Here is an 18,756-nt window from a genome sequence, read left to right as displayed (position 1 = left end):
TTCGGAACTAAAGAAATAACTTTTTCAGGAAGATAAAACTGCGAGTATTGCAATTATTTATGTATATAACTTTTTTTAAAATTATATTTTAAATATAGCTAGTTTTTTATAATTTTTTTGATATAATTACATACGGGAAACGGGAAGAATTTTGTCTTCCCATGTGTTTTTATTTGCATCTAGTTCTTTTGCTAGATGCTTTTTTTATGCTAAAAAAGGTATCCTCAAATACTTTGAGGATACCTTTTCACTTTTATTATCTCTGCTGTTTTCTACCTAATACGAATAATCCAAAACTCATCATTACAAGAAGTGCTCCCATATATGGTTCCACAGGCATTTTCTGCCCTGTCTTCGGTAATTCTTTTTCCGATTTTTCTGGATTCGGTGTTCCAGGTTTCTCTGGATTCGGTGTTCCAGGTTTTTCTGGATCTGGTGTTCCAGGTTTTTCTGGATTCGGTGTTCCAGGTTTTTCTGGATCTGGTGTTCCAGGTTTTTCTGGATTCGGTGTTCCAGGTTTTTCTGGATCTGGTGTTCCAGGTTTTTCTGGATTCGGTGTTCCAGGTTTTTCTGGATCTGGTGTTCCAGGCTTTTCTGGATCTGGTGTTCCAGGTTTTTCTGGATCTGGTGTTTCTGGACCTGGTGGTGCTAAATGATTCAATTTGTTTAATACTTCTAATTGAACTGCATTTATCATTCCATTTGTAATTTCAAATGGAATTGGATTAGTTAATTTTTCATATCCTTTTGGTGCTTCTACTTCTACTAGTGTGTAGTTACCTACAGATAGATCTGCGATTTTTGCCTTCCCACCTTTATCTGTTGTTACTTTCACTACTACTTTTCCCTTTTCATCATGAACTTCAAACACAGCTCCTGATAAGACTTCCTTGCTTTCAGCAGCCATTTTTGTAATCTCCACTGAACCTTTGTCTAACTGTTCATTCTCTACTTTCAATGATAAGACTTTCGTCATACCTTTTTTAATTTCGAATGATACTGGTTCCGTTAACTTCTTATAACCTGGTAAGCTCTTCGTCTCTACTAATTTGTATTTTCCTACTGATAGATCTGAAACGTTTGCTTTTCCTTCTTTATCTGTCGTTACTTCTGTTACTACTTTGCCTTGCTCATCTTGTACTTCGAAGACTACGCCTTCTAATACTTTTTGACTATCTTTATCTACTTTTGTTACTTCCACATTTCCCTTGTCTAACATTTCGTTTTCTACTGTTAAAGCAAGAGATTTTGTCATGCCTTTTTCAATTTGGAAAGTAATCGGATCTACTAATTGTTTATACCCTTTTGGTGCCTTTACTTCTACTAACTTGTATGTGCTGACGGATAAATTAGTAACTTGTGCTTGTCCTTTTTTATCTGTCGTTATTTTAGCGACTACTTGTCCTGCTTCATCTTGAATCTCAAATACTGCATCAGCTAAAGCATCTTTATTTTCTTTATCTACTTTTGTAATTTCTACATTTCCTGTATCCACTAATTCATTTTCTACTGTTAGCTTTAGCGCTGTTACTCTACCCTTTTCAATTTCGAATGAAATTGGCTTTTCTAGCGGTTTGTATCCTGCCGGTGTTTCTACTTCCACCAACTCATACTTCCCAATAGGTAAATCTGAAACGTTTGCTTTTCCTTCTTTATCCGTCGTTACTTTCGCAACTACTTTTCCTTTTAAATCACGTACTTCAAATACAACATTTTCTAATGGAGCTTTACTATCTTTATCTATTTTTGTTATCTCTACATTCCCTGTATCCACCATTTCATTTTCTACTTTTAATGATAGAACCTCGGTCATGCCTTTTTTGATTTCAAATGATACTGGTTTTTCTAGTTTTTTATAACCAGGCAAACTTTCTACCTCTACTAATTCATACTTTCCTACAGGTAAATCTGAAACATTTGCTTTTCCATCTTTATCTGTCGTTACTTTTGTAACTTCATTACCCTTTTCATCTTGGACGATGAATGTTACTCCCGCTAACGGTGCTTTATTATCTTTATCTATCTTTGTTATCTCTACATTTCCCGTATCTACCATTTCATTTTCTATTTTTAATGATAGAACTTTAGTCATGCCTTTTTTGATTTCAAATAATACTGGATCTGTTAGTTTCTTATAGCCTGGTAAACTTTCTTTCTCTACTAATTTGTACTTTCCTACTAATAGATCTGAGATTTTTGCTTTACCATCTTTATCTGTTTTTACTTCTTTTACTACTGTTCCAGCTTCATCTTGCACTTCAAAGACTACGCCTTTTAATGCTTTTTTGCTGTCTTTATCTACTTTTGTAATTTCTACTGAACCTTTATCTAACTGTTCATTTTCTACTTTCAATGATAGGACTGTTGTCATACCTTTTGTAATTTCGAATGATACTGGTTCTGTTAGCTTTTTGTAGCCAGGTAAGCTTTTCGTCTCTACTAATTTGTACTTTCCTACTGATAAATCTGAGATTTTTGCTTTACCATCTTTATCTGTTTTTACTTCTGTTACTACTTTTCCTTGCTCATCTTGCACTTCGAAGACTACGCCTTCTAATACTTTTTGACTATCTTTATCTATTTTTGTAATTTCTACTGAGCCTTTGTCTAACTGCTCATTTTCTACTTTTATTACTAAAGCTTTTGTCATACCTTTTGTAATTTCAAATAGTACTGGTTCTGCTAGATTTTTGTAACCTGGTAAGCTTTTCGTCTCTACTAATTTGTACTTTCCTACTGATAGATCTGAAACGTTTGCTTTTCCTTCTTTATCTGTTACTACTTTTCTTACTACGCCATCTTTCTCATCTTGGACTTCAAATTCGACACCGGCTAATACTGCCCCGTTTTCTTTGTCCACTTTTGTAATTTCTATATTACCTTTGTCTACCATTGCATTTTCCACTTGTATTGGGAATATGCCGTCCCCTGTTACATTTACTTCGAACTCTGTTTCTTTTAATTGGTAGCCTTCAGGTGCTTTTGTTTCTTTTAAAATATATTTTCCTGGTGCTAACGGTTTAGAGATTGCCTTACCATCTTTATCTGTAACAATATGTTCGACTACTACACCGTCTTTTACTATATCAAACTCTGCATTTGCTAATGGTTTCTCACCATTTTCCGAATCAATTTTCTTTACTTCAATTTGACCCTTTTGCATAGTATTTTTAATTTCAATTGTTTTTGTTTCTCCAGCTTGAAGTGTAACCTCTACTGGACTTGTTAATTTTTGATATCCTTCTGGTGCTACTGTTTCATATACTTTATACGTCCCAGGAGCTAAAGTTTGAGGTACTGAAAAACCTTTTTCGTCCGTTTTCAGTTTTGCAACAACTTCATTTGCACTATTTCGGACTTCAAATTCGGCAGCTTTTAACCCTTTGTTCGGATTCTCAGAATCTATTTTATGAAGCGATACTGTACCATCTTTTGGAGCTTCAGGCGGCGTAATAGTTACTTCTTTTGATGTTAAAGTTTTATCATCAAAATGTAATTCCGCTTTATTAGGAATCTTCTTATCTACGTAAGAAGATAAGTCTGCATTATTTTTGATTTTCGCCTTAATACTAAGGTTAATTATCTGGTCTTCATATGACTTATAGTCAAAACTCTCACCAAACGTAAATGTTACTTCACTTCTTTGTTTATCTATATTTAACGTTCCTTTAGAAGTAATATCTTGGCCATTTTGATCATACACTTTTGCCTCTAATACTTCTAAAACATCTTCTAAATCATCACTAATTACCATAGAAGTGTATTTAGGAGGATCGTTCGGTATATGTGTACCAACTTGGTATTGAATAACTTGATCCATTTGTGTTAACTGCTCATTCTCTACAAGCTTGCCATTCTCATCAACTATATTTTTTTCAATGCTAGGTGGATTATTGTCACCTGAACCGGATCCTCCCCCACCACTTACAAATACTTGTCCTACTTTTTCTTCAGTTTTAATATTTTTACCTTCTAATTTCACAGTATTTTTATGAGGCTTCGCAGCAGGATTTGTAACCTTTGTTTTATATCTTAAAATATAGCCTTTTGAACTGTCTGGAAACTCAATTGTAAATCCAGTCTTCGTTGCATTTATTTTAATGTTAGATAAATCTGCTGGCTTAATATTTGTTGGTGCATAACCATCTTCAAATACAGCCTCTTCTAATACTACGCTGTCTGTAATTAACTCATGCCCAGGTCCTAATGTATCTGTTAATTTAAGATCTTGCATTTCTGTTCCAGTTGCATTTACATATACAAGCCAATCAGCAATCGAAGGATCTTCTTGATTATAAGAACCCCATTTCAATAGATTATCTGTATTGGGCTGTGGCTTCGGTCTCTCTGTCGTATTACTTACATTTACTTCTTTATTAACGATTTGACCATCAACGTTAAATTCTAATGGAATTTCTTTAACACCATCATATGCTTCTAAACCAAAGTAGAATTCTACGAATAAAGAACCTTTAATGTTATTCTTTCCTTCTACGTAATTACCCATAGTACACGTTAATAGACCCTTTTTCATCTCACATGTACCAACTGTTTTTCCTTCAGCATCTTTTAAAGGAAAACTCATATTCATAAGGTCTTTTCGAAACTCTTTTGGCATATCAATTGTGAATTGATCTCCACTTTTTATTTTTTCTTTAGCTGACCACTTCACTTCTACTTTCATACCATCTGAGGCTTGATACGGTTCAGATGTCGTGCCATCAGTACGGGAAATATTAATTTCGTCCACTGGACTTTTCATCACAGCAGCTTGAATAACTGGAGCCCACACATTCAGCACTGAAAATAATACTAGAAAAACTAATGAAACCATTGAAATATGTCTTTTAGTACTTTTCATTTGCATAGTTCCCTCCTATTTTTTATATTTATATAACAAAAAAAGACCGTCCGGTTGCATCAAAAATGTGCAACCAGACGATCTTAGTAACCAATATGTATTACCGTAGACTCTAAGCTTTGCGGCCTATCCTTTCGAATAGTGTGCTAAAAATATCTTTTATTCTTTTTTTTGTTTCATTTTCCTCTTAAACCAAATATTACTATACCGTCTGGACGGTTATAATTCAATACTCTATAAAATTGTTCTATTTTTCTAATAAAAAAAATAATTCACGACTGCATTAAAGAAGCAATGGTGAATTATTTTCGCATTATATAGTTCGTATATTCTATTTATATGAATTACCAATAAGAGCTTGAATCACTTTTTCTCTTAACTCGGGGCTTAGTCTTCCAACCCCTAAATATTCCGAATACCATAATCCATCTGCTGCTAATCTAATAATTGTTGCACAAACTGAATCTATCTCATCATTTTCTATATTCTTTTGCAGTTGCTGAAATGATTGTTGTAATGGCTCAAGTAATTCAGGTTTTAACATGAATGCTGCCATCATACTACTAGATAACTCTTCTGTTCTTCTCTCATTATTTAATCTTTCCTCTACAAAAGAGCGAACCCATCTCCCTTTCTTCTCTGCGTCTTCCACTACTTTATTGTAAATGGCTCCCTCATAATCCTCTACCCCTCTGACTATCATACCTTCTATTAAAGCTTCTTTATTTGAAAAGTGATACAATAATCCACCTTTACTTACACCCGCCTCTTTTGCCACTGCTTCTAAGGTTAATTTAGCAACCCCTTTACATTGCACAATTTGAGAAGCGGCCGCCAAAATCTTTTGCCGCGTTATGCTTATACTCATTCCTTTTTAAAACCCCATTTCTACTAAATTTATATAAATACGAATCTTATTTTTAATATTGTTGATTACTACTAAGTATTTTCTTTATACAACAAAAGCTTCATTACCTTTGAATTTTTAGTTACTTATTCTATTAAAAATTTCCATATCATTCAATATGATAACATTAAACACACAAAGCTGACTATACATCTATACTTTTGTATTTATTGAAAATATATCCATAAACACGAAATGTATAAAAATTGATTATCCTTATACATCTAATCTATAATTTAAAGAGGTTTATATTTTCATAAAAATAAAGTGAAATTTTATAAGGATGATTCCATTGAAAAAATTTTCTATTAGTTATTTAATATGCTTACTGTTTTTTTCTATCATTGTGAATGTTTTACAGTATACAAGCGTTCCAAATTATGCGGATTCATGGGGGCCGATTTGGGTATCTATTATTATGCTTTCAATTCTTGGAAGTATTCCTGTTCTTATCGGTTGTTTAATAGGCGAATTTTGTTATAGAAAAATAAAAGGAAGTCACGAATTAAAAATCGGTATTCCTTTATTTATAGTGTTAGGTATTTCCTACAATCATTTCTTCTTTATGTTGTTTAACGACCGATATTTTCTATCCTTTAATTTAGAAGCCTTTTTGGAAACAGGCCTACCTATTACGTTATCATCTTTATTATTTTACCTTATAAGACGCCGTTAATTCTTTCATCATTACATAAAAAAATGTTATTACTCTTGTTACATCGAGTAATAACATTTTTATTTAAATCTATTTAACTAATTTGCTTCCAACTAGTATCCTTCACATCTTCGCTAGTCGGCTTTCTAACTGATTTCACAAAACATTCCTCGCAAGCACCAAATGCAATGAAGTTTTTCTGTGCTTGTCTTAACGAGACTTCATTTGCCCCGCCTTCAAAGTCAGGATCGTTAAACTGTACCTCATCATCTTCCCAGTAACATATATTACAAATTTCATATGTACCTGGTGGTTCTTCTTCTATTGTTCTATACCCGCAGCACGGACATGTATATTTCATTCTGTTACTCCATTATTCATTTCTTTTTTCTCCCATATATTCCGGCCCATAAAGAATGTAACAGCGCAAATCATAGTTATTATCATGAAAGTAGTATTAGAATCCTCATATGTAGTTGGAATTCCAACCGTTACAGAAACAATACTAAAAGCTAAAAGTAAATATAATAATAAAGATAGAATATAGCTTCGTTTAAATCGTAAAATGATACCTCTAAACAATAGCTCACCAAGTAGACAACCACCTAAAATGATAGGTACTCCGAAATATAATGTAAGGACTCCCATTTGCGCAGTAGATTGAATTATCTTACCGATTATGTTCGGCGAAACCAGCTCACTATTGTTTCCCATCCTATCATATAAATCAAGTGCCGTTGCTGAAATAAAGAAACTTAATATAGAAAACGAATACGGTATTAAAAATTTGCTCACTCTCATTCACCTCACTTTTTTTGTTTCACATATATTATTCATTACTTTCACAAAAAAAAAATAGCCCTCTATGCTAAAACATAGAGGGCATAATTTTTATATAAAAACCTATACCTTATCCTGAATCCCCCCTAAACAGAACATCTAAACTATCTGTGCCCTATATTCTTTAGGGGATAGGTGGTTATTAGAAAGTAGTGCCTTCTTTTTTATAATATTCTTTTGAAATCTCTTCATAAAATGCGGCTGATGTCGCGTAGAAATAAGGTGCTAACCATAAGAAACCGATTCCTACAGTAAGAATACTTAAAATGAACCAACCTAAGAAACTTAAGCATAGTAAAAAGTAATCCATTTTATGTCCATTCATCATATGACGACTCTCAGTAATCGCTTGATTCGCTGTATATTCTGGATGATCATTCAAAATAAAATATGTCATAGAATAAGAAAATGATTTAATAATACCTGGAATAATAAGAAGTAATGTCCATAGAGTCAAGTATACATACATTAGTAAATATGTTAAAAACGACTTCATCAACTTACTTCCATCGCTAAACCATCTAAATATATGACCAATGCGAGCATCAGTCCCACGAATTGCATTTAAAACAAGATAATAGGCACCTATTGTTAATGGACCAATAACAAGCATTACTATAATACTTACTGTAAGTGAATCACTTGCCTCTTCCCAACCCCAAAATATCGAGAAAATACCTGTTGTTAGCATTTCAACAGCTCCAATAAGGATTCCAATTAATAAAGTTGCCCCTACCGCTAATCCCCATCTTCCTTTTAATGCATCAAGTGCTTCTCTTTTCAATTGACTTATCATATATAACCTCCTAATACTATTTATATTTTAGTATACCATTTATATCAAAAATTCCACAGATTTCCCTGAAATAGAAGCATACTCCTTTTTGCATACGTATTGATACATGTGTTCTGTAGTTGTACTAATATATGGATTAAACGACTCTTTTCCCTATAACAAAAAAGCTTGCCCTTCAGAATAGGCAAGCTTTCTCAAATTATTCCTCACTCATTCTCTTCTTATACCAATCCTGCATTCTCTCCGCATCTTCTACTCTCGTATGCTCTAATTTGTAACTAGATGATGCACTAGAAAACTTATACGTACATAAATCCGCTCGGCGCTGGAAATATGATTGTGTCTTCTCCATTGATTGGACATGTCTTCTTCTAATAAGTCCTGTATATTTTCCGACGCTACGATAGACAAGTGTAATTTGTTCTCCGTTAACACTGTAACCATTTGTTTTAAAAGTTGCGTATCCAAGTGTAAAGATGAGGATCGCGAGCGGAATTAATGCCCACATGATGAAGTGCTTTTCAGAGTATATACTTATTCCAGTAAGCGGGATTGCTAGCATTGCGAAGAAAATGAAACTATCAATGAGATAGCGGCGTAATGCTGCTTTTGGTAATGCAATAATGTTTGCATTCAGTTCATATGGTAATTGTAAATGGGCGAGTAACTGTTGTACTCGATCTTTTTGAATGATTGGGTGCAGTGTAACCTTTTCTTTTTCGTCACCCATTCCTTTACTTTGAATGACTTCTACTTGCACAGCACAATAACCGAATGGTTGGCGTAAAATACTTTCCTTTATCGTAATACCTTGAATACGATGCAATTTTAGTACGAGCTCTTTTTTCTCAAGTAATCCTTGCGAAATGCGGACTTCGTCATTTCTTCGATTCACTGTGAAATCGCCATGTTTTAACGCGTAACCGATTGTAGATATAATCCAAGAAAGAACGAGTAACATGGCTACCATGAAAATCCAGCCATATATATCATGTTCCATTACATACGACTTTACGCCATTCTCTATCCATTTCGGAATGTACTCATCTACTTGGTGAAAGACGAAAAAGATTAAAGAGAATAATAGTCCAAATTGACCAGATGTAACAGATGCTAATAAAATCTCTTTCCAAGTTAATTTATATTCTGTCGTTTGTTTTTCCTCTGTAACAATTGCTTTTTCTACTGTATTTTCTGCTGCTTCGTCTAACGTTTTTTCTGCTTTCACTTCTGGAGTTGGCTCATTTAGCAAAGCAATAAGCTCCGCCGCTTCTTCTGCCGTAATACCAGCTAAGCTAACTTCTGCTTCATCGCCCCCACCAGCTGTTTCAATCTGAATTTTTTTCAAACCGAGCATTTGATATAGTACGTTAGAACTTGTATTAATCGTTTGAACACGTTCTTTATTTAAGTAGCTCTCCTTTTTCACGAAGAGACCTTTTTTCACATGTAATACGTTATTTTCAACCCAATATGTTGTGTAATACCATTTTTCAAATGCTGAAAAAACGGTGAGTAAACCAAATGCTGCGGGAATTAAATACCAAAACGGGAATTTTCCGTTTAAGCTAAACATGAAAATAATGAGTGGTATAAAATCTGTTATTTTTAATTCTAATAACATCGTGATTGGATGCTGCCTCTTATACATCCTCATCACTCACTTTCGCTAATTCTGCGATTTTCGTTTTCAACATTTCTGCTTCATACATCGTTAAGCCTGGGATGCTATGAGAAGTTGCTGCTGTTGAAATGTGTAATTCTGCTAAGCCATATTTTCTCATAATTGGTCCTTGTTCAATCGTTACGTGCTGTACACGAATCATCGGTACTAATACGCGCTTTACGACAAAAAGGCCATGCTGAATTTCAAGCTCTTCTTCATTTAGTTGGTAGCTGTAATAACGTTGACGTAGTTTCGGGAATAAGAAGTACGAAAATGGTGCGAACACAACTGTCAGCCCAATCATTACATACAAAATCCACGCCCACCAATCAAACTTTATCATGAGGAAAAGGTAAGCTAAAATGACGAGTATACCGATCCCTTCTTCAATTACAGCACGAACTTTCCACACCTTGACCATGTCAGGGTGAATTTCATTTTTCAATGGATCCATGTAACCACTCCAAATCTAGTAATCTAATATATGAATACTCTTAATCTACATTTTACATAACTTTACAGAAAATTGAAATTTAATCTTCTTTCTTCTCAGGAATAAAATATCCGAACCAAAGTAACCAAATGAAACCGATTAACTTCATCCAACTTCCATCCGCTTGAAAAGCTTCAATCATACCTGGTATTTTATAAATCCCAATAAATCCAAGAAAACCGAGCCACCAGTTTTTTTGCATTTTCATCTTTACTCCTCCTTCATGACGTTTTTCACATTTCGAATCCAAATTTCTTTATACTTTAAATGGAATCCCATGAGCATATAGTTGCTCATATTATCGATCACGAGTGCTAGCGTATGAGCATTTTCTTCCGTTTCATGCTGTGACACGACGCCCAGTCTCGCGCCTTTCTTCAATAAATCGTGGAAACCATGTAAGAAATCCTCTTGTATTTCAAATAAACGTTTCTGGTACTTTTCATTTCGCGATGCAGTTACGATAAATTCATTGATAACGCGTAGTATTCCTTCTTGCCCTTCATACTCAGAGAGCATATGTAAACCATCTGCGATTAACTTTCCTGCAAAGTTTTCTTTCGTATACTGCTCTTTATCGAAGTAATTTGCAAAATGATAATCAGAAAAAACCTCTTCAAATAAAAAATCAACTAACGCTTCTTTAGAAGAAAAATGATAGTAAATAGCCGGTTTTGAAATACCTACCTCTTTCGCAATCATGGAAAGACTCATCTTCTCAATGCCGTGTTCTGCCATAAGTTTAAATGATGCCTCTACAATGTTCTGCGATGTTTGTAAATTCTTCGTCATATTGTACCTCACTTATTTTTACTTACCGGTCGGTAAGTAAATTGTAAAATAAAAAATTATCGTTTGCAAGTTTGATTCAAAACTATATATTACTTTTTCAATCTATATTATGAATCTGGATCATATTCCTTAATAATTACTACAATAATCTTTAATCCAGTTAAATCACAAAAAGCACCGTTGTGAGTGCTTCTTGTAATCTAATATTTAGGCCCCATGTAATCATAACTTTGATCTAGCGCTTTTAATAAATCAATCGCACCCTTTAACTCTCTTTTATCAGACTCTAATTCTTCCATCCTTCTTTCGATATCTTTTTTAAAAGATTCTAAATCGCTAATGGCTTTTTTCCCTACTCCAAGTTGCGACCAGCTTGATAAGAGTAAATTATGTACATTACTTACAACTCTTTTATTATGATTTAAGTCTTGAATCATATGGTCAAATTGTTGTAAAGCTTGGTTCAATGCTTCTTCATTTAAGTAAATTCTCGGCATCTTAATCTTCTCCCTTAATATTGTTGATCAGTCTTCTTATAATCATCGGCTTTCTTCTCAATAAAATCTGAAATTTCCGTTGCTGTTCGTATGTACCAAAAACTTAAATGCTCTACATGTGCACGTATATTATTTACTTTAGCTTCTACCCGTCTACTTTCAGCCGTTTCTAATAATGTCATCATATTAGAAATTAACCTCGGTACTCTATCTTGAAATTCTTGCGCGTTTCGCTTCATATCTCTTACAGCTTGTTCTAAATTCTCTACCACTACACGAATCTCTCCCCCGCCTAATAACGCGCCTGGTGAATCATAAACTCTTTCATTCGTGTCTACATTTAACAAGTATTTATTTGATAAAGACCCATTCTCTCCAAATTGGAAGTTTTGATCTGTTTGATAATGATAACCAGGGCCACTTATCGAATTTAAAAATCGAGTAACATCCATCCCAAGCTTTTGCTGTAATGATAGCTTTGACATTTCTTCTTTCGAAATTGGTGGGGTTACCGCATAAGTAGATCCTATATGACTTTCATATGCACCAAATGGTCCATAGCCAATTGAATCATTTCCGTGAACAACACTTACAATTCTATTATTAAACTCACCATTATTTGCTCTTTCTTGTAAATCAGGCGGTAACAAATGTTTTGCACTCGGCGCATTCCATGACATACATCTTACATTGTCATTAGATGCCGCTGCATATTCCGCTAAAGCTCCCCCTAACGAATGACCCGTCGTATATATCTCCACATCATCCCTGCCCTTATATGTATCCGTTACTTGTTTCATGACCCTTTCAGCTTGTTCAAATTGATTATGTGTTTCCCAGCGCTCATTCTCTTCATTCCAATATTTCTTTGAACCTGCATTCTCAGTTCCTGCTACAGGAGGTGCTGCTGGTTCATGAACACCTTCTCGTAATACAAAATGATTAGTATCTGTTTTTAAATCCTTCATACCTTCCCCTGGCTTCATCGGAATGCCTAAAGAGTTTTTCTCTATAATTTTATCCCCTTCTGTTCCTCGGAAAGCTACCATAACTTGCTTTTTCCCATCGACATCTCGTTCAAAGGCTACTGCATCCATTCCGGTTTGTTTGTCGTGGAATGTTTCACGGACCTTCCATGTTTGTAAAGTATCATCATTCGCATTATTCACTGTAATTTCATTTCTTAACTCTTTATCTGATTTATACGCATCTTTAGCCATTCGATAAAAGCTTAAATCTAACACTTCTTGTGTATTTTTGCTATCCAAAGTATTCCCTCCTCGGGATATTTAGTATATTCTAAATTATAGAACAACATTAACGGAGGGTAAACATGAGAATTAAAATCCGAAAATTTACCTTTTTTGTCTTTTTTATCTTTGTAAGTACAATAATTGGGGGATGTAATATGCAGGAAAATAATAAAGAAAAACAAATAGTAGATAAAGCAACAGAAAAAACAATTAATTACTTTAAAGAGAAACAAAATTTAGATGTAACTATTACTGATTACAGGTTCCCTTCTAATGATCTAGAATCAGTCTTCATAACTGGGCATATCAAAGATGATGAAAGCAAGGAATTCACTGCTACAATAGATTACAATAATAATTATAATGTTGGTTCTGTTTCAACGAATTTTTCTCTAAAAAAATAATACAATATGGATAAAAAAATGAGGAAATAGCATTAAAAGAAAAAGCAAAAAAAATCGCAATCCAACATTTTAAAGAAGATAAAAAGCTAGGTGTCACAGTGACAAGAGTGGAATTCGTCCCCTCAGATTTTTGGGTGATTTTTGTATCAGGTCATGTAACAAATAATCCAAACCGTAAAATAACTGCAGATATAAATTATAAAAATAAGGTTGAAAGTATTAGTTATGATGACTGAAATTAATATGAAAATAAAGTATATTTTTGTTGGCCCTTTATATTAATTCCAATTATTTCATATGTATATAAAGGATGATATCAATATTCAATAAGCTCAACTTCTAACGTTAAAAATTTAGAAGCAATGTATCAAACTTTTGGGCACCTAACAATAAGGTGTCTATTTTTATTTTCAAAAGGAGCCCCTCAAATAATTCTTAAAAACCTAGATTGATTTGAACCTATTAAAACATTTTAAAGTTTCTCTTCTACAACATTTGATATATCCCTAATTTAGGAACCAATGATTGGAGGAGAATTATGTTACATAAAAGATTGTTTTTTTATTTAGTTTTCATTATTACTACCTTAGGAGGCTGTAATAATGAAAATAATACCGAGGAAGAAATCATTAATAAAGCAAAAGAAGAAACCATTCAATATTTCAAAAAAACAGAGGGCTTAGATGTAACAATTACTGATCATGAATTTGGACCAAAAGACTTTCAAACTATCTCTATATCAGGCTATGTGACTAATGATAAAACGAAAGAATTTACCGCTTCAGTTGAATACGCAAATAATTATCATATCGGCGCTATTTCAACCACCCAAAATTTAGAGCTTAAAAACTAATAATCGGGGCACTTTAGAGTGCCTTTTCTTTATGCTTCACCACACAATGTTCAGTGAATATAAAATTTATTGCAGAGGAATATAACGCACTATTAACGGAGTGATTATTCGTGAAAAAATATAGTATAAGGTTATTCATTATTTTTACACTTATCCTTTTAGGAGGATGTACTATAGATCAAAAGAATGAGGAACAACAAATTGTTAATAAAGCAAAAGAAACAACCATTCAATATTTTAAAGAAAAACATAATTTAGATGTAGTAATTACAGGGCATAGCTTTCCTCCAAATGATTTTCAAACTGTATTTATAGATGGTTATGTTAAAGATGATAAAAGTAAAGAATTCTCAGTAGATGTAGAATTTGGTAATGGGGACTATAGGGTAAGTTCTATATCTCGTTCTGAAAACTTTAAATTAAATTATTAATAATAAATCTAAAAAAATTTAATAATATTTAAGATTAATATAATATATAGGGCTTGGTTACCAAGTCTATCAAAGACACTTTATGGTGTCTTTTTTACGTAAAATATTTTAGCGTATAAATTTTTTTATTAACAAAATGATTTGTATCCGTTTTTAAATCCTTCATACCTTCCTTGGCTTCATTGGGACGCCTAAAGAGATTTTTTCAATAATTTTGTTCTCTTCTGTTCCTCGGAAAGCTACCATAACTTGCTTTTACCCATTTATATCTCGTTCAAAGACCGCTGCGTCCATTACGATTTATCGTGGAATGTTCCTCCTTTTTCCTATACTTGTAAACTTCGACCATCTTTATTGGTAATAACAACTTCTTCAATATATTTATCAGATTCCTACGTAGTTTCTGCTAATTGATAAAAAGTAGAATCTAAAACTTCATTTTTATTACTCAAAACATTTTTCTCCTACAACATTTGATATATTCTTATAATTAAGATAACATCTTCGGAGGATACATATGGATATTATTATTAAAAAATTTAGTTTTTGTTTATTATTTATACTTATTTTAAGTACTTTAGAGGGATGTACCATGGATCAAAAAAACAATGAAGAACAAGTAGTAAAAGAAGCAAAAGCGACAACCATTACATACTTTAAGGAAAAGCAAAATTTGGATGTAGTAATTACTGGGCATGAGTTTGGTCCTAAAGACTTACAATCCATTTATATTTCTGGACATGTCAAAGATGATAAAGACAAAACATTTAATATAACTATTAAATATAGCGGAGAGAAATACACGATAGGTTCAATTTCTAAAAGTAAAAGTTTAAAATTAAAATACTAACACTTCCCATAATTTTTATCTAAGGCATTCCTATATGCTCCCAATGATGTTCAAATAGTTTTTATAAACGGACATGTTAAAGATAACAAAAATAAGGTTTTTTCTATGGACGAAGAATATGATGTAGGAGATTAGCATATAAGCTGTATGTCTCATTCAAAAAATTTAGAGCTTAAAAACTAATAATCCGGGCACTTTAGATTGCCTTTCCTTTATGCTTCACCACACAATGTCCAGTGAATATAAAATTTATTGAAGAGGAATATAACGCACTATTAACGGAGTGATTATTCGTGAAAAAATACGCTATAAGATTATTCTTTATTTTTACACTTATCCTTTTAGGAGGTTGTACTATAGATCAAAAGAATGAGGAACAACAAATTGTTAATAAAGCAACAGAAGAAACCATTCAGTATTTCAAAGAAAAAGAGAATTTAGAAGTGACTATTACGAATCATCGATTTCCTTCTAATGATATCGAAACTATTTTTATAACTGGTCATATCAAAGATGATACAAATAAGAAATTTACTACTTCAATTGATTATAAGGATGATTATAATATCGGTTCTATCTCTACTACTAATTTCAGCCTAAAACACTGAAAAGACAATCTGAATTATACCTTCTTCTTTTGAAGTATTAATCATTAAAACAAAAAAGCATCCTAAATCACAAATTTAGGATGCTTTCTTTTTAATCCCTATTCAGCAACCGCATACGATAACAATTCATCGTTACTTCCCCAAGTCTTTGCAGTAATTGATAATTCGCATATGCGCCGACCGGGGCACCGATTATTGGTACGAGCTGAAGCATTTTTGCTAAATCGATATAGTCTCGGTACTCTGTTTGGAACTTTTCCCAGTCCATATGGTTTTCTTCTTCTGTATCCCACGTTTCGATGGCTTTCCATATTTCTTTTCGGTGGTCGTCACTTGAAAAGGCAAGCTGAAAAACATGAAGGATAAAAAGGCGCTCTTCTTTGTTGCTCGTATCAAATCCGTACAATGTCGCTGCATCGAATAAAAATTTAATTTTAATGCCGAGTAAAAGCGGAAAGTCAGCAAGACCGAGGAGAATACCGCCAGCCCCCGTCCCTGCCCCTTCTGCCGCTGCTATTTTTTTATACTCATCCATTTTTTTGCATACTTCATCGTCACGTCTTTGCAGTGACCATGTCGTCTCTTTTAGCTTCGGCTTTATAAAGTTTGACCCGGCGCTGATCGTTTGCACCATCATACGAATCGTCTCTGTTAATACTTTTTGCACTTTCGCCGGAATGAGCTGTTGCACTTTCGTCTGCACTTTTTTGGAGAACCGTGTCATCATAGAAGAATCTTTCATGAATGTAGCTTTCCACTGCTCCAGCTCTTTTATAACCTTTTCTTCATATGTAATCATAGGTTCATTCCCTTCAATTTAAACGCTCAATACGTTTTGCCCCGTATTGATAAACGAAACCGATACTAAATACTATGCTCACGACTAGTAAAATTCCCGTCATCATGAAATCTTTCGTCGCAAATGCAAATATAATTGTAAATATAACACTGCCGGTAATAAGGATCGCATTTAGTAAAGTAAGAAAATCTTTCTTCTTCTCTTCTCCCCCTATCGGATACAAATCAAGCCAAATCTTCATGCGGTGATGCTTCCATAAAGTTAATAGCTGATAACCGATTAAGTATAAGAAAATAAGGCTTACGATAAATCGTCCATATAAAAATGGAATGAAGTAAAGAATTACTCCGCCAAGAGCGAGCAGACGCACATATAATCCAAAATAGTTACCTGATCTTAAAAATGTTCTCGTATATAAGTATAAATATGTACGCTTTTCGCCGATTATCGACAGAATAAAATCCAGCCATTTTCGGCGAGATACTCTTTCTTTTAATGCTGGTACATCAACGAACATGTTCGCAATTCGATACAGCAGCATCATTTTCTTACCTTCTTCAGAAATTAAATACTCCCAGTTTAGCGACTTTCCTTTTACCATTTGATGCATGATAGCAAGATATAACACCATGAGCAGAACGATTCCGCCAATAACAAGAACCGAAGTACGTTCTACAAGGAAATATACAAATAAACCGTTTAAGATAAAACGAATAAACCAATCAGCCCTTTGTATATTTTGATCTGTTAAAAATGACTTTTCCCACGCGACGAATAAATTCCACGCTTTTACAATGACAAATGCGAGGACAATCCATATGTAGCCAGCACCTGTTTGCTTCATTTGTTGGAAGTATAACGGAGCAAGCGCAGCTGCTACGATTGCGGTTATGTATAACTGAATCATAAATGTAAAAAGAAATGCCTTGGTGAAGTAAGGTTTTAACTTTTCTTCAACTGGCAGTAAGTAAACGAGATCCGCTTCTTTTAATAACGTTTGAATGGATCCAGCTGTTAACACGAGCCCAATTAATACTGCCATTACGAGCGCAGTTGGAAACGAAGATGTTAGCGTTTGTAACCACTGCTGGTAATAATACGCTCCTGCGCCGATGATAAATACAAAAATAAATTTCAAATGATCATTAAATACGTATTTACTATATGTACGAACTTCTTTTAGAAAGTGACGAAATCGTTCTTTCCATAATGCTGTGCTATTCATAATCTTCTTCCTTCGTTAATGCAATATAAATATCATCTAACGTTGCACCCGGCATATTAAACTGTGATTGTAGTTCAGCTAATGTTCCCTTCGCTCTTACTTCACCTTGATGCAGAATAATGAACGAATCACAATAACGCTCTGCTGTCGCTAAAATGTGTGTACTCATTAAGATTCCTGCACCGCTCTTTTTCATGTGATCCATCATTTGAAGAAGTGATTGAATCGCTAACGGATCAAGCCCTACGAAAGGTTCGTCCACAATGTAAAGAGATGGTTCCACTAAAAATGCACTCATAATCATTACTTTTTGTTTCATCCCTTTTGAGAAATGAGACGGAAACCATTTCAAACGATTTTTCATGCGAAATTCATGTAATAGTTGTCCTACACGTTCTTCATATTGTTTTTCATCAACGCCGTACGCCATCGCTGTTAATTTCAAATGCTCTTCTAACGTTAATTCATCATATAATACCGGCGTTTCTGGAATGAATGAAAAGCTAGAACGGTACGCTGTCATATCATCACGAATTGTTTTCCCATTAATTGTGACAGTTCCTTTTTTCGGTTCCATTAAACCGATAATATGTTTAATCGTCGTACTTTTACCAGCTCCATTTAAACCGATTAAGCCGACAAGTTCGCCTTTATTAACAGAGAACGAAACATCTTTTAATACAGGTCGTTTCGTATATCCTCCTGTAACATTTTCTACACGCAATAACTCGCTCATACGACACCACTTTCTTCATTAGTATTCATTCTATATTCATCTTACCAAAAATTATGCTGTACTACATAGTATCCATGTACTCAAAAAAAA

Annotated in this window: 20 protein-coding genes, 2 pseudogenes and 1 riboswitch; of the genes and pseudogenes, 6 read left to right on the top strand and 16 right to left on the bottom strand. The window is 33.7% G+C overall.

The genetic code is table 11. The features are described from left to right. Positions 1 to 256 precede the first annotated feature (256 nt). The 3 genes and pseudogenes from CQ064_RS34530 to CQ064_RS25835 form a co-directional block, all read right to left on the bottom strand. Positions 257 to 661, bottom strand: coding sequence for an LPXTG cell wall anchor domain-containing protein (locus CQ064_RS34530; RefSeq protein WP_483861203.1), 405 nt, complete (start codon positions 659 to 661; stop codon positions 257 to 259). Beyond that, positions 659 to 4,867, bottom strand: a pseudogene (locus CQ064_RS25840) (SpaA isopeptide-forming pilin-related protein); the annotation flags it as partial. The gene CQ064_RS34530 and the pseudogene CQ064_RS25840, both read right to left, overlap by 3 nt. Before the next feature lie 59 nt (positions 4,868 to 4,926). Further along, a riboswitch (cyclic di-GMP riboswitch) is annotated at positions 4,927 to 5,019 on the bottom strand. A 173-nt stretch (positions 5,020 to 5,192) separates the two neighbouring features. Next, positions 5,193 to 5,729: a TetR/AcrR family transcriptional regulator gene (locus CQ064_RS25835; RefSeq protein WP_000028023.1), complete on the bottom strand. Its 537-nt coding sequence runs from the start codon at positions 5,727 to 5,729 to the stop codon at positions 5,193 to 5,195. 331 nt (positions 5,730 to 6,060) lie between these two features. On the opposite strand from CQ064_RS25835, the gene CQ064_RS25830 reads away from it, so the two are divergent. Then, positions 6,061 to 6,444, top strand: coding sequence for a hypothetical protein (locus CQ064_RS25830; RefSeq protein ID WP_000714567.1), 384 nt, complete (start codon positions 6,061 to 6,063; stop codon positions 6,442 to 6,444). Positions 6,445 to 6,517: 73 nt separating this feature from the next. Here the strand turns inward: CQ064_RS25830 and CQ064_RS25825 are convergent, their stop codons facing one another. From CQ064_RS25825 to CQ064_RS25785, 9 genes are all read right to left on the bottom strand, one after another. Continuing rightward, positions 6,518 to 6,784: a CPCC family cysteine-rich protein gene (locus CQ064_RS25825; protein ID WP_000877837.1), complete on the bottom strand. Its 267-nt coding sequence runs from the start codon at positions 6,782 to 6,784 to the stop codon at positions 6,518 to 6,520. Beyond that, on the bottom strand, positions 6,781 to 7,224 hold the full coding sequence (locus tag CQ064_RS25820) for a hypothetical protein (protein WP_003269752.1): 444 nt from the start codon (positions 7,222 to 7,224) through the stop codon (positions 6,781 to 6,783). Before CQ064_RS25820 ends, CQ064_RS25825 begins: the two co-directional genes overlap by 4 nt. A gap of 181 nt (positions 7,225 to 7,405) precedes the next feature. Then, complete coding sequence (locus tag CQ064_RS25815) at positions 7,406 to 8,059, bottom strand: DUF975 family protein (RefSeq protein ID WP_000625400.1); 654 nt, start codon at positions 8,057 to 8,059, stop codon at positions 7,406 to 7,408. Positions 8,060 to 8,258: 199 nt separating this feature from the next. Beyond that, on the bottom strand, positions 8,259 to 9,710 hold the full coding sequence (locus CQ064_RS25810; RefSeq protein ID WP_000278214.1) for a PH domain-containing protein: 1,452 nt from the start codon (positions 9,708 to 9,710) through the stop codon (positions 8,259 to 8,261). Continuing rightward, on the bottom strand, positions 9,703 to 10,179 hold the full coding sequence (locus tag CQ064_RS25805) for a PH domain-containing protein (protein WP_000371358.1): 477 nt from the start codon (positions 10,177 to 10,179) through the stop codon (positions 9,703 to 9,705). The genes CQ064_RS25810 and CQ064_RS25805 overlap by 8 nt, the downstream gene beginning before the upstream one ends. A 79-nt stretch (positions 10,180 to 10,258) precedes the next feature. Beyond that, the gene (locus CQ064_RS33760; RefSeq protein ID WP_000783808.1) at positions 10,259 to 10,426 is read right to left on the bottom strand and encodes a hypothetical protein; all 168 of its coding nucleotides are present in this window, start codon (positions 10,424 to 10,426) and stop codon (positions 10,259 to 10,261) included. A gap of 2 nt (positions 10,427 to 10,428) precedes the next feature. Then, positions 10,429 to 11,010, bottom strand: coding sequence for a TetR/AcrR family transcriptional regulator (locus tag CQ064_RS25795; RefSeq protein WP_000164865.1), 582 nt, complete (start codon positions 11,008 to 11,010; stop codon positions 10,429 to 10,431). A gap of 200 nt (positions 11,011 to 11,210) precedes the next feature. After that, positions 11,211 to 11,507 (bottom strand): hypothetical protein, encoded by a 297-nt coding sequence (locus CQ064_RS25790; RefSeq protein ID WP_001137435.1) that lies wholly within the window; start codon positions 11,505 to 11,507, stop codon positions 11,211 to 11,213. 14 nt (positions 11,508 to 11,521) lie between these two features. Next, on the bottom strand, positions 11,522 to 12,727 hold the full coding sequence (locus CQ064_RS25785; RefSeq protein ID WP_370541917.1) for a lipase family protein: 1,206 nt from the start codon (positions 12,725 to 12,727) through the stop codon (positions 11,522 to 11,524). A 113-nt stretch (positions 12,728 to 12,840) separates the two neighbouring features. On the opposite strand from CQ064_RS25785, the gene CQ064_RS25780 reads away from it, so the two are divergent. The 3 genes from CQ064_RS25780 (at position 12,841) to CQ064_RS25770 (ending at position 14,448) form a co-directional block, all read left to right on the top strand. Then, complete coding sequence (locus CQ064_RS25780; protein ID WP_001220548.1) at positions 12,841 to 13,164, top strand: hypothetical protein; 324 nt, start codon at positions 12,841 to 12,843, stop codon at positions 13,162 to 13,164. Between the two features lie 538 nt (positions 13,165 to 13,702). Continuing rightward, positions 13,703 to 14,017, top strand: a complete 315-nt coding sequence (locus tag CQ064_RS25775) for a DUF1433 domain-containing protein (RefSeq protein WP_000902681.1) — start codon at positions 13,703 to 13,705, stop codon at positions 14,015 to 14,017. Between the two features lie 110 nt (positions 14,018 to 14,127). Next, a complete protein-coding gene (locus CQ064_RS25770) occupies positions 14,128 to 14,448 on the top strand; it encodes a hypothetical protein (RefSeq protein ID WP_000760901.1) in 321 nt (106 codons plus the stop codon). A gap of 130 nt (positions 14,449 to 14,578) precedes the next feature. Here CQ064_RS25770 and CQ064_RS34450 read toward each other — a convergent pair. Beyond that, positions 14,579 to 14,765, bottom strand: a pseudogene (locus CQ064_RS34450) (lipase family protein); the annotation flags it as partial. Positions 14,766 to 15,040: 275 nt separating this feature from the next. On the opposite strand from CQ064_RS34450, the gene CQ064_RS25765 reads away from it, so the two are divergent. Together CQ064_RS25765 and CQ064_RS25760 are read left to right on the top strand one after the other, a co-directional pair. Then, positions 15,041 to 15,298 carry a hypothetical protein gene (locus CQ064_RS25765; RefSeq protein WP_003269744.1) on the top strand — a complete coding sequence of 86 codons (258 nt, stop codon included), beginning with the start codon at positions 15,041 to 15,043 and terminating at the stop codon, positions 15,296 to 15,298. Between the two features lie 293 nt (positions 15,299 to 15,591). Continuing rightward, positions 15,592 to 15,906, top strand: a complete 315-nt coding sequence (locus CQ064_RS25760; protein WP_000759576.1) for a hypothetical protein — start codon at positions 15,592 to 15,594, stop codon at positions 15,904 to 15,906. 91 nt (positions 15,907 to 15,997) lie between these two features. Here CQ064_RS25760 and ecsC read toward each other — a convergent pair whose 3' ends face one another. From ecsC to ecsA, 3 genes are read right to left on the bottom strand one after another with little or no spacing between them, the layout of a single operon-like run. Then, complete coding sequence (gene ecsC / locus CQ064_RS25755; RefSeq protein ID WP_000634136.1) at positions 15,998 to 16,705, bottom strand: ecs operon protein EcsC; 708 nt, start codon at positions 16,703 to 16,705, stop codon at positions 15,998 to 16,000. 13 nt (positions 16,706 to 16,718) lie between these two features. After that, positions 16,719 to 17,930 carry an ABC transporter permease EcsB gene (gene ecsB, locus CQ064_RS25750; protein ID WP_001089125.1) on the bottom strand — a complete coding sequence of 404 codons (1,212 nt, stop codon included), beginning with the start codon at positions 17,928 to 17,930 and terminating at the stop codon, positions 16,719 to 16,721. Further along, complete coding sequence (gene ecsA / locus CQ064_RS25745; RefSeq protein WP_001292596.1) at positions 17,923 to 18,666, bottom strand: ABC transporter ATP-binding protein EcsA; 744 nt, start codon at positions 18,664 to 18,666, stop codon at positions 17,923 to 17,925. Before ecsA ends, ecsB begins: the two co-directional genes overlap by 8 nt. Between the last annotated feature and the right edge of the window lie 90 nt (positions 18,667 to 18,756).

Source organism: Bacillus sp. MYb78 (assembly GCF_002975115.1).
GTDB lineage: Bacteria > Bacillota > Bacilli > Bacillales > Bacillaceae_G > Bacillus_A > Bacillus_A cereus.
This window is presented reverse-complemented; position numbering and strand designations above follow the sequence as displayed.

What these genes read in the sequence shown, in the direction of transcription:
- ecsC (WP_000634136.1), bottom strand. Translation starts at nt 16,705, where the DNA reads ATGATTACATATGAAGAAAAGGTTATAAAAGAGCTGGAGCAGTGGAAA.
- CQ064_RS25795 (WP_000164865.1), bottom strand. Translation starts at nt 11,010, where the DNA reads ATGACGAAGAATTTACAAACATCGCAGAACATTGTAGAGGCATCATTT.
- CQ064_RS25790 (WP_001137435.1), bottom strand. Translation starts at nt 11,507, where the DNA reads ATGCCGAGAATTTACTTAAATGAAGAAGCATTGAACCAAGCTTTACAA.
- CQ064_RS33760 (WP_000783808.1), bottom strand. Translation starts at nt 10,426, where the DNA reads ATGAAAATGCAAAAAAACTGGTGGCTCGGTTTTCTTGGATTTATTGGG.
- CQ064_RS25810 (WP_000278214.1), bottom strand. Translation starts at nt 9,710, where the DNA reads ATGTATAAGAGGCAGCATCCAATCACGATGTTATTAGAATTAAAAATA.
- CQ064_RS25820 (WP_003269752.1), bottom strand. Translation starts at nt 7,224, where the DNA reads ATGAGAGTGAGCAAATTTTTAATACCGTATTCGTTTTCTATATTAAGT.
- ecsB (WP_001089125.1), bottom strand. Translation starts at nt 17,930, where the DNA reads ATGAATAGCACAGCATTATGGAAAGAACGATTTCGTCACTTTCTAAAA.
- CQ064_RS25780 (WP_001220548.1), top strand. Translation starts at nt 12,841, where the DNA reads ATGAGAATTAAAATCCGAAAATTTACCTTTTTTGTCTTTTTTATCTTT.
- CQ064_RS25815 (WP_000625400.1), bottom strand. Translation starts at nt 8,059, where the DNA reads ATGATAAGTCAATTGAAAAGAGAAGCACTTGATGCATTAAAAGGAAGA.
- ecsA (WP_001292596.1), bottom strand. Translation starts at nt 18,666, where the DNA reads ATGAGCGAGTTATTGCGTGTAGAAAATGTTACAGGAGGATATACGAAA.
- CQ064_RS25785 (WP_370541917.1), bottom strand. Translation starts at nt 12,727, where the DNA reads ATGGCTAAAGATGCGTATAAATCAGATAAAGAGTTAAGAAATGAAATT.
- CQ064_RS25765 (WP_003269744.1), top strand. Translation starts at nt 15,041, where the DNA reads ATGGATCAAAAAAACAATGAAGAACAAGTAGTAAAAGAAGCAAAAGCG.
- CQ064_RS25775 (WP_000902681.1), top strand. Translation starts at nt 13,703, where the DNA reads ATGTTACATAAAAGATTGTTTTTTTATTTAGTTTTCATTATTACTACC.
- CQ064_RS25805 (WP_000371358.1), bottom strand. Translation starts at nt 10,179, where the DNA reads ATGGATCCATTGAAAAATGAAATTCACCCTGACATGGTCAAGGTGTGG.
- CQ064_RS25835 (WP_000028023.1), bottom strand. Translation starts at nt 5,729, where the DNA reads ATGAGTATAAGCATAACGCGGCAAAAGATTTTGGCGGCCGCTTCTCAA.
- CQ064_RS25825 (WP_000877837.1), bottom strand. Translation starts at nt 6,784, where the DNA reads ATGAAATATACATGTCCGTGCTGCGGGTATAGAACAATAGAAGAAGAA.